The sequence below is a fragment of the Acinetobacter sp. WCHA29 genome, assembly GCF_002165335.1.
In the GTDB taxonomy this organism is placed as follows: Bacteria; Pseudomonadota; Gammaproteobacteria; order Pseudomonadales; family Moraxellaceae; genus Acinetobacter.
In genome coordinates, this window is the sequence record NZ_NHRQ01000027.1 from 24,161 (window position 1) to 32,103 (window position 7,943).

Consider the following 7,943-nt stretch of genomic DNA (forward strand, 5'->3'; position numbering starts at 1 on the left):
ACAATACATTTTATGGTTTTAAAACATAGTTCTAAATTTTCTTTGGTTCTGAAATCAATGAACGATACAATAAAGCGCATAATGTAGATGCTAAAGGAGCGATTGCACCGAATAAGAATAACTCCAATGGCACCAATTTTGCTTTTAAAACAACATTCATCGTGCATCGTCTTAAATGCACACACACTTATCGTTTGATCTTTATACTTATGCCGAAACTCAGAATCGCACTTATTGATGATGATCAAGCCCGAGCTGAATACATCAAAACTTGTTTAATTGAACATGATTTTGATGTTGTTGCTTGCTTTACTCTTGATCACCTGAATATTTTCAAATTGGAACATCTTCAAGCAGATGTCATTTTGCTCGATATGGATCATCCACATCGTGACGTTATTGAAAGCTGTGTAAGTAACTTTGACCTACCCACTGTACTCTTTACTAAAAACACTGACAAAGACACCATCAAACAAGCAATTGATGCAGGCATCACTGCCTATATTGTTGATGGTATCGATCCAAGTCGTTTACATACCATTCTAGACATTTCGATTGAGCAATATAAAAAGCATAAAAAACTTGAATGTGATCTAAAAGATGCAAAAACAAAACTCGCAGATCGAAAAGATATTGAAAAAGCGAAAGTTTTGCTTATGCAACTTCACGGTCTCACTGAAGATACAGCATTCCAATTATTAAGAAAAAATGCGATGAGTCATCGTATGACCATCGGTGAAATGGCACGTCGTCTAATCGATGCACAAGAGCTTTTAAACAATCAACTAAAGGATGAATAAATGAGCAGTTTAGAAAAAACAGAATTGCAACTTGGTTATATTCCTTTACTTGATTGCGTAGCACTGCTTTGGGCTAAACAACGCGGTTTTTTTGATGAAGAAGGATTAGATGTTCGACTGATCAAAGAGGCTTCTTGGGCAAGTTTACGCGATCGACTGGCATTTGGTTTACTCGATGCTGCACATTGCTTATCTGCTATGTTACCTGCTGCCGCGATTGGCAATGATCAGATTGGTATCCCCTTACAAACACCATTAGTCTTAAGCGAGAGTCGTGCTTTTATTAGCCTGAGTCAGAAGCTATGTTATCAATTACAGATTCAAAAAGACGATACTGCAGAACAATCTGCTCAAAAGTTAGTAGATTATCTTAAAGAAAATCATCCTGTTTCACTCGCGCATGTATTTCAACATTCTATCCATCATTATTGTTTAAAAGAATGGCTTGCTTTGGCAGATAGGGAACTTGCAAAAAACATTCAAGTAAAAACCTTACCGCCATCGTATATGGTAGAAGCACTAAGCACTCATTTAGTCGATGGTTTCTGTGTGGGTGAGCCTTGGAATACCCAAGCTGAACTAGCAGGATTAGGACAAATTGTATGTTCAAGTCAGCAAATTATCCCAAATGTCGCAGATAAAGTGCTTGCTGTGACACATGATTGGGCAGAACAGCATCCGAATACATTAATCTCACTCACTCGAGCTTTAATCAAAGCACAGCAAGAGCTTAAATCGATTGAAGACTTTGCGCCAATTTGGGACCTTTTAGTCGAATTCGATATTATTCAGTTTGAATGTTCTGAAGAAGTGCATGTAGAAAAATACCATGCCATACAAAATATAGTTCGTCATCTGATTGAAAATGATGCACAACCCAAAGTGACTGACTTTGAATGGTTGTTTGAGCAAATCCAGCAATGGAATGCCTTAGAATCATCATCCGAAATATCTACTGAACTCGCTCAAAATTGTCTACTACCTCAGATTTATAAAACAGCATCAGTAAATTAAAGACAAAAAAAAGCTGTCTTCAATTGAAAGACAGCTTTGAAAGACCCATAAGAGATACTACGCCAATCGAAAGTTGTCTCTTAAGTTCGAAGTATATTATCGAAGCAATAGATATCTTTTTCGGACATTTTCATGTCATTAACTGCCATGACAAATGTGAAAATTCATCATTTTTGCCAACTTACAATTTATACGAATCTGCTTAATTGTCTAAGAGAAATACTATTTCCAAAGTGAACACTTTATAAGCTTTCATAATTTTCTAATATCAAAAAGCAATTTTCTCATACTCGATTGCAGTAGACAAAAGCACAATACAAATCCCTTTAAAACAATGCTTTAATCTTAAGAGATGTTTAACTCTCGCCTCAATCATGTTTAAAAAATCAACACTTTCACTCACTTAAGTTATGATCAAAATAAGACTTATAGGTGATTGACTCATCAGTTACACAAATCTCATGAACGATTCGGGTGAGTTCGGTTTAAAATGTTTTAAAAATAAATAAACCTATTTTTTGTCATATTTTAACATTGCGATTTCCTTGCAAAGTTTTCATTATATGCACCATGCTTGGCATGCAACTTTCTTCACTCAGTAAAAGAAATTATAAAAAAATTGCGGAATTTTGTGCCATAATAAGCAAACTTTGCAGACATCTTGCAAATTAAATTTGCAATTTTAAAATTGGAGCAGGCTAAATGAGCTCAACCATTTTGGTGATTCACGGACCGAATTTGAACTTGCTAGGTAAGCGAGAACCAGAAGTATATGGTTATCTCACGCTAGACGATATTAACCAACAATTAATTGCTCAAGCCAAAGATTCATCTCTTACATTAGAAACATTCCAAAGCAACTGGGAAGGTGCAATTGTTGATCGTATTCATCAAGCACAAACTGAAGGTGTAAAGTTTATCATCATTAACCCAGCTGCACTCACCCACACTTCTGTCGCTTTGCGAGATGCGTTACTGGGTGTTGCAATCCCTTTTGTTGAGGTTCATTTGTCAAATGTTCACGCTCGTGAAGCATTCAGACATCACTCTTTTCTATCCGATAAAGCCATTGGCGTAATTTGTGGCCTAGGTGCTAAGGGTTATTCCTTCGCACTCGATTACGCTATTGAAAAAATTCAATCTTCTAACTAATTTAGACATTGTAGGAACATGCACTCATGGATATCCGTAAAATCAAGAAACTCATCGATTTGATGATTGAATCTGACTTACAAGCCATTGAAGTTAAGGAAGGAGATCAATCTATTTCATTGACTCGCCCTACTCCAGTGTATGCTGCTGCACCTGTGGCGGCTGCGCCTACAACGGCAGCTCCAGCGGCTCCAGCAGCAAAAACACCTCGTGGCGCTGTAGAAACATCACCGATGGTTGGTGTGTTCTATTCTGCACCAAGCCCAGGCGAAGCCCCATTCGTAAATGTAGGTCAAACAGTTTCTGCAGGTGAAACACTTGGTATCATCGAAGCGATGAAAATCATGAACCCAATTGAGGCAACTAAAAGCGGCGTGATTGAAGAAATCTTGGTAAAAAATGGTGAAGTGATCCAATTTGGTCAACCACTTTTCCGCTACCGCGCCTAATTAATTTGGGGATTCTAATGTTGCAAAAAGTATTAATTGCAAATCGCGGTGAAATCGCTTTACGAATTACGCGAGCTTGTAAAACGCTTGGCATTAAAACAGTTGGTATTTATTCTGATGCTGACAAAGACTTAATGCATTTACGCTTCGTTGATGAAGCTGTCTGTATTGGGCCGGGTACCACAAGTGAAAGTTATTTAAATATTCCTGCAATTATTACTGCTGCAGAAATTACAGGTGCGGATGCCATCCATCCTGGATACGGCTTTTTGTCTGAAAATGCTGAATTTGCTGAAATTGTAGAAAGCTCAGGTTTTATTTTTATTGGTCCTCGCCCTGAACACATTCGTCTTATGGGTAACAAGGTATCCGCGATTATTGCCATGAAAAAGGCTGGCGTACCCACCGTGCCTGGATGTGACCATGCTGTAACGATTAACAATGCACTTGCTGAAGCAAAAAAAATTGGCTTCCCGTTGATCGTCAAAGCAGCATCAGGCGGTGGCGGTCGTGGTATGCGTATCGTTGAACGTGTCGACACATTACTTGAATCAGTTCAAGCTGCACAACGTGATGCTGAGATGTGGTTTGGTGATGATACTGTATACATGGAGCGCTTCTTACAGAAACCTCGCCATGTAGAAGTTCAAGTGTTAGGTGATGGTAACGGTCATGCAATCCATTTATATGACCGAGACTGTTCTTTACAACGTCGTCATCAAAAGGTGTTAGAAGAAGCACCCGCTCCAAATCTACCAGAACAAGCACGTGCTGATATTTTAGAAGCATGCGTCAATGCTTGTAAGTTGATGCAATACCGTGGTGCTGGAACTTTTGAGTTTTTATTTGAAGAAGGCGAATTCTTCTTTATCGAAATGAATACTCGTGTTCAAGTTGAGCATCCTGTAACTGAAATGGTTACTGGCATTGATATTATTGAACAACAACTGCGGATTGCGGCTGGTTTAGGTTTAAATATTGAACAGCATGAAGTCGAAGTAAAAGGTCATGCGATTGAATGCCGTATCAATGCTGAAGATCCGACCACCTTCTTACCTTCTCCTGGTAAAATAGAAACTTTCTATGCTCCAGGTGGCGCAGGTATTCGTTTAGATTCTCATATTTATCAGGGTTACAGCATTCCGCCGTATTATGATTCGATGATTGCAAAACTCATCGCTCATGGTAAAGATCGTAAAACATCTTTAGCTCGTATGCGTCAAGCTTTAGATGAAATGATTTTGACTGGAATCAAAACCAATATTCCATTGCACAAAGATCTTATTTTGGAAGATAAAAACTTCTGTGAACAAGCTATGGATATTCATTATCTAGAGAAGCATCTACTAAAACAGCTTGAACCGAAAGCTGAAAAAGCATAAATAAAAAAGCCTCTAAGTTAAGAGGCTTTTTTATTATTCAATCTTTCTAAGGTAGAACACGGCGTAATGTTGCAAAACATTTTTCGCCTTTTTCATTGGCGCAAAAATTAATGGTGTGATCATTTTCCCATTTCACAAAATATTGCGAAACTTCACCAGTTTGGTCTAGTGTTTGACCTGAGCAATCCATTTGATTATTGTCATACTTAATCTGTAAAACTAATGCAGGTAAACGCTCTTTATGATCTTCTGAAGGTTGATAATCATATAAACCATAAGACCATTCTTGGTTACTCTTAATTACGACCTCATTCATTCCACGAAAATTATAGTATTCGACACACTTCTTATTATTAGGAATTTCCATTCCCCATAGCCCCATGATTTCAGGACGAGTTATCACCCGAATCGCATTTGCTTTAGCCAATTGTTGTGCTGTTACTGCTTTTTCATTTACGACCGTGTCTGCCATAGTCCATGTTGAGCAAGCCCATAATAATCCAATAATATAAATATTTTTCATAGATTTAATTAAGTCGTAATTTAAACGGTGCAAGGCTTTAAATTAGCATATTTTTTGAGAAAAACATGCATTCATAACCATATAAACACAATATTTTTAGCTTGAATTTTATTTGATTGTTATGGCATTTTTTCAGGTATGCTAGTTCTAAATTTACAGTTTTTTTATTTACTTTATAAAGATTTAGCTTTAAGGATAAAAGCCATGAAATTTTCTGAATATGTGCAATATGATGGTTTAGGATTAGCAGAACTGGTCAAAAGCAAACAAGTTCATCCTTCAGAATTATTAAAAATTGCATTAGAACGAACAGATCAAGTCAATCCAAAGCTAAATGCCATTATTATTCCAATGTATGAGCAAGCGAAGCAGCGCACACAGCAAGAATCCTCTGGGTTATTTGCAGGCGTTCCTTTTCTAGTCAAAGACTTATTCCAAGAATATCAAGGTATTCCAACCTCTTATGGTAGCCAAGCGCTAAAAAAAATTAACTATACACCTGATTTTAATGCTGAAATCGTAAACCGCTGGGAACAAACAGGGATTATCACTTTTGGTCGTACGAACACACCTGAGTTTGGTATCAAAGGAATTACAGAACCCGATGCTTGGGGAGCTTGCCACAATCCGTGGAATTTAAAACACAATAGCGGTGGTTCTTCTGGTGGATCAGGCTCTGCAGTTGCAGCTGGAATCGTCCCGATTGCTGGCGCAGGTGACGGTGGCGGATCAATTCGTATCCCCGCTTCTTATTGTGGTTTATTTGGATTAAAGCCGAGTCGTGGTCGTACACCTTGGGGGCCACAATACAGTGAAGCAATGCATGGTGCTGCCATGCAACATGTTCTCTGCAAAACAGTTCGCGATAGTGCTGCCATGCTCGATGCAGTTCAAGGCCCAGAACAAACTTCACTTTTTAGAATAGAAGCACCTGAAAAGAAATATTTAGATATCATTCAACAGGCTCCAAGAAAACTCAAAATTGCTTTTAATACTCAATCACCGATTGGAACAAAAGTTTCTAAAGACGCGATTCAAGCTGTTCAACAAACCGCTCAGTTACTGGAATCTTTAGGGCATATTGTTGTAGAAGATCGTCCAAAAATAGATGGTTTAGCATTAGGAAAAGACTTTGTAACGACTTGGTTCAGCCAGTTCTCATATATACAGGCACAAATTAAACAAATGGCAGGTGCAACTGATCATGATTTCGAATTAGATTCTATTGCCCTCGCTGCTTTTGGGGCCAAGACAACCGCAACAGAATATATTCATACGCTTAATAATTGGGGGCTTTATAGCACTCAAATGAACATTTTCTTTGAAAAATATGATCTTTACTTAACCCCAACAACAGCATCAGTCGCACCTAAAAATGGGGAAGTTGCTACACCTAATTGGCAAAAACCAATCTTGAAAGGACTGTTAAAAGTAGGAAAAGCGCACTATCTAGCACAAGGTAAATTAGTTGAAAAAATGGTGCAGGATAATTTGAGTTGGGTGCCTTTTACGCAGTTAGCAAATGTTACAGGTCTACCTGCCATGTCAGTCCCATTATATTGGAACAAAAATGGCTTACCTTTAGGCAGCCATTTTATTGCACCTTTTGGACGTGAAGATCGTTTATTGCAACTTGCAGCACAATTAGAACAGGCACAACCATGGATGTCTGAATATCAGAATATTCAACTCTAATCTAAGTTTTAGCTGCCGTTTCCAATTGATTCGGCAGCCAAAATACTAAAAACAAACCGACGAGTACGATACCACTTGCATATAAGAAAATTGTTGCGCCTGAAAATACTTGCCAATAATGCCCAGCTAATAGACTTCCAGATGCGACCCCTACCCCCCACATCGTGCTGTAAAGTGCTTGTCCCCGCCCTTGTTGCTCAGCTGAAAAATTTTGAAAAATCACTTTCACTGCAATTAAGTGAAATAATCCAAAACTAAAGGCATGTAAACATTGAGCAAATAACTGACCCAAAAAATGTGTGTTTAATATACTAACCAAAAACCAGCGTAAACTTGTCAAAATCAAGCATACTGCAACTAGTGTCCGCCAAGAAAAACGAGTAAAGAAAACTTTTTGCGCTATGGCAAACATGATAATTTCTGCAATTACGCCTGTTGCCCACAGCGTTCCAATTTGTGTCGTGCTAAATCCAATCTCTTTTAAAAAATTACTATAAAAACTATAAAATGGCGCTTGTGAGAATAATAAAACAAATTCAATCGCAAAAAATGCAGCCACAGTAGGTCGTTTTAAAATAGGTAATATAGATTCTAGTTTTTTTTGCGAGCTAGGCGCATGTTCAGGTTCTTTAATGCTAAATGACCACAAAAAAGCTAAAAAAGAAACCGCTAGAAGTAAAATGGGTAGCATTGAAATTTGAATAATTTCTAATAGAGCTCCGATAATGAATACGCCTAATATGAAGCCAACAGATCCCCACTTTCTAACTTTTCCATAAAGCTCTGCGCGTTTATCCCCCAACCAGAATAAAGTAACGCCTTCAAATTGCGCCAAAATTGCATTTTGAAAGAGAGGTGGTCCCACTTGTTTGAACAACTAAAAGCGTATTTATAAGTGATATTCCGCTCTAGTTAAGCCACCTTGTTT

Annotated in this window: 8 protein-coding genes and 1 pseudogene; 6 read left to right on the plus strand and 3 right to left on the minus strand. The window is 37.9% G+C overall.

Annotated features, from left to right (window positions below; all coding sequences use genetic code 11):
- Positions 1 to 31: 31 nt before the first annotated feature.
- Complete coding sequence (locus CDG59_RS15675) at positions 32 to 160, minus strand: hypothetical protein (protein ID WP_017397303.1); 129 nt, start codon at positions 158 to 160, stop codon at positions 32 to 34.
- Between the two features lie 49 nt (positions 161 to 209).
- Here CDG59_RS15675 and CDG59_RS13450 point away from each other — a divergent pair, with 49 nt between their 5' ends.
- From CDG59_RS13450 to accC, 5 genes are all read left to right on the plus strand, one after another.
- Positions 210 to 800, plus strand: a complete 591-nt coding sequence (locus CDG59_RS13450; RefSeq protein ID WP_087545750.1) for an ANTAR domain-containing response regulator — start codon at positions 210 to 212, stop codon at positions 798 to 800.
- On the plus strand, positions 801 to 1,814 hold the full coding sequence (locus CDG59_RS13455; protein WP_087545751.1) for an ABC transporter substrate-binding protein: 1,014 nt from the start codon (positions 801 to 803) through the stop codon (positions 1,812 to 1,814).
- Positions 1,815 to 2,516: 702 nt separating this feature from the next.
- Positions 2,517 to 2,966, plus strand: a complete 450-nt coding sequence (gene aroQ, locus CDG59_RS13460; RefSeq protein ID WP_004954622.1) for a type II 3-dehydroquinate dehydratase — start codon at positions 2,517 to 2,519, stop codon at positions 2,964 to 2,966.
- 26 nt (positions 2,967 to 2,992) lie between these two features.
- Positions 2,993 to 3,415: an acetyl-CoA carboxylase biotin carboxyl carrier protein gene (gene accB, locus CDG59_RS13465; protein WP_087545753.1), complete on the plus strand. Its 423-nt coding sequence runs from the start codon at positions 2,993 to 2,995 to the stop codon at positions 3,413 to 3,415.
- A 17-nt stretch (positions 3,416 to 3,432) separates the two neighbouring features.
- Complete coding sequence (gene accC, locus CDG59_RS13470) at positions 3,433 to 4,797, plus strand: acetyl-CoA carboxylase biotin carboxylase subunit (RefSeq protein ID WP_087545754.1); 1,365 nt, start codon at positions 3,433 to 3,435, stop codon at positions 4,795 to 4,797.
- A gap of 46 nt (positions 4,798 to 4,843) precedes the next feature.
- On the opposite strand, the gene CDG59_RS13475 is transcribed toward accC, so the two are convergent.
- On the minus strand, positions 4,844 to 5,320 hold the full coding sequence (locus CDG59_RS13475; RefSeq protein ID WP_005160433.1) for a hypothetical protein: 477 nt from the start codon (positions 5,318 to 5,320) through the stop codon (positions 4,844 to 4,846).
- 204 nt (positions 5,321 to 5,524) lie between these two features.
- Here CDG59_RS13475 and CDG59_RS13480 point away from each other — a divergent pair, with 204 nt between their 5' ends.
- Entirely contained in the window at positions 5,525 to 7,015 is a 1,491-nt protein-coding gene (locus CDG59_RS13480; RefSeq protein ID WP_087545756.1) for an amidase, read from the plus strand.
- Position 7,016: 1 nt separating this feature from the next.
- Here CDG59_RS13480 and CDG59_RS13485 read toward each other — a convergent pair.
- Positions 7,017 to 7,865: pseudogene (locus CDG59_RS13485) on the minus strand (MFS transporter); the annotation flags it as partial.
- Positions 7,866 to 7,943 lie beyond the last annotated feature (78 nt).

What these genes read in the sequence shown, in the direction of transcription:
- CDG59_RS13450 (WP_087545750.1), top strand. Translation starts at nt 210, where the DNA reads ATGCCGAAACTCAGAATCGCACTTATTGATGATGATCAAGCCCGAGCT.
- accB (WP_087545753.1), top strand. Translation starts at nt 2,993, where the DNA reads ATGGATATCCGTAAAATCAAGAAACTCATCGATTTGATGATTGAATCT.
- aroQ (WP_004954622.1), top strand. Translation starts at nt 2,517, where the DNA reads ATGAGCTCAACCATTTTGGTGATTCACGGACCGAATTTGAACTTGCTA.
- CDG59_RS13475 (WP_005160433.1), bottom strand. Translation starts at nt 5,320, where the DNA reads ATGAAAAATATTTATATTATTGGATTATTATGGGCTTGCTCAACATGG.
- CDG59_RS13480 (WP_087545756.1), top strand. Translation starts at nt 5,525, where the DNA reads ATGAAATTTTCTGAATATGTGCAATATGATGGTTTAGGATTAGCAGAA.
- CDG59_RS15675 (WP_017397303.1), bottom strand. Translation starts at nt 160, where the DNA reads ATGAATGTTGTTTTAAAAGCAAAATTGGTGCCATTGGAGTTATTCTTA.
- CDG59_RS13455 (WP_087545751.1), top strand. Translation starts at nt 801, where the DNA reads ATGAGCAGTTTAGAAAAAACAGAATTGCAACTTGGTTATATTCCTTTA.
- accC (WP_087545754.1), top strand. Translation starts at nt 3,433, where the DNA reads ATGTTGCAAAAAGTATTAATTGCAAATCGCGGTGAAATCGCTTTACGA.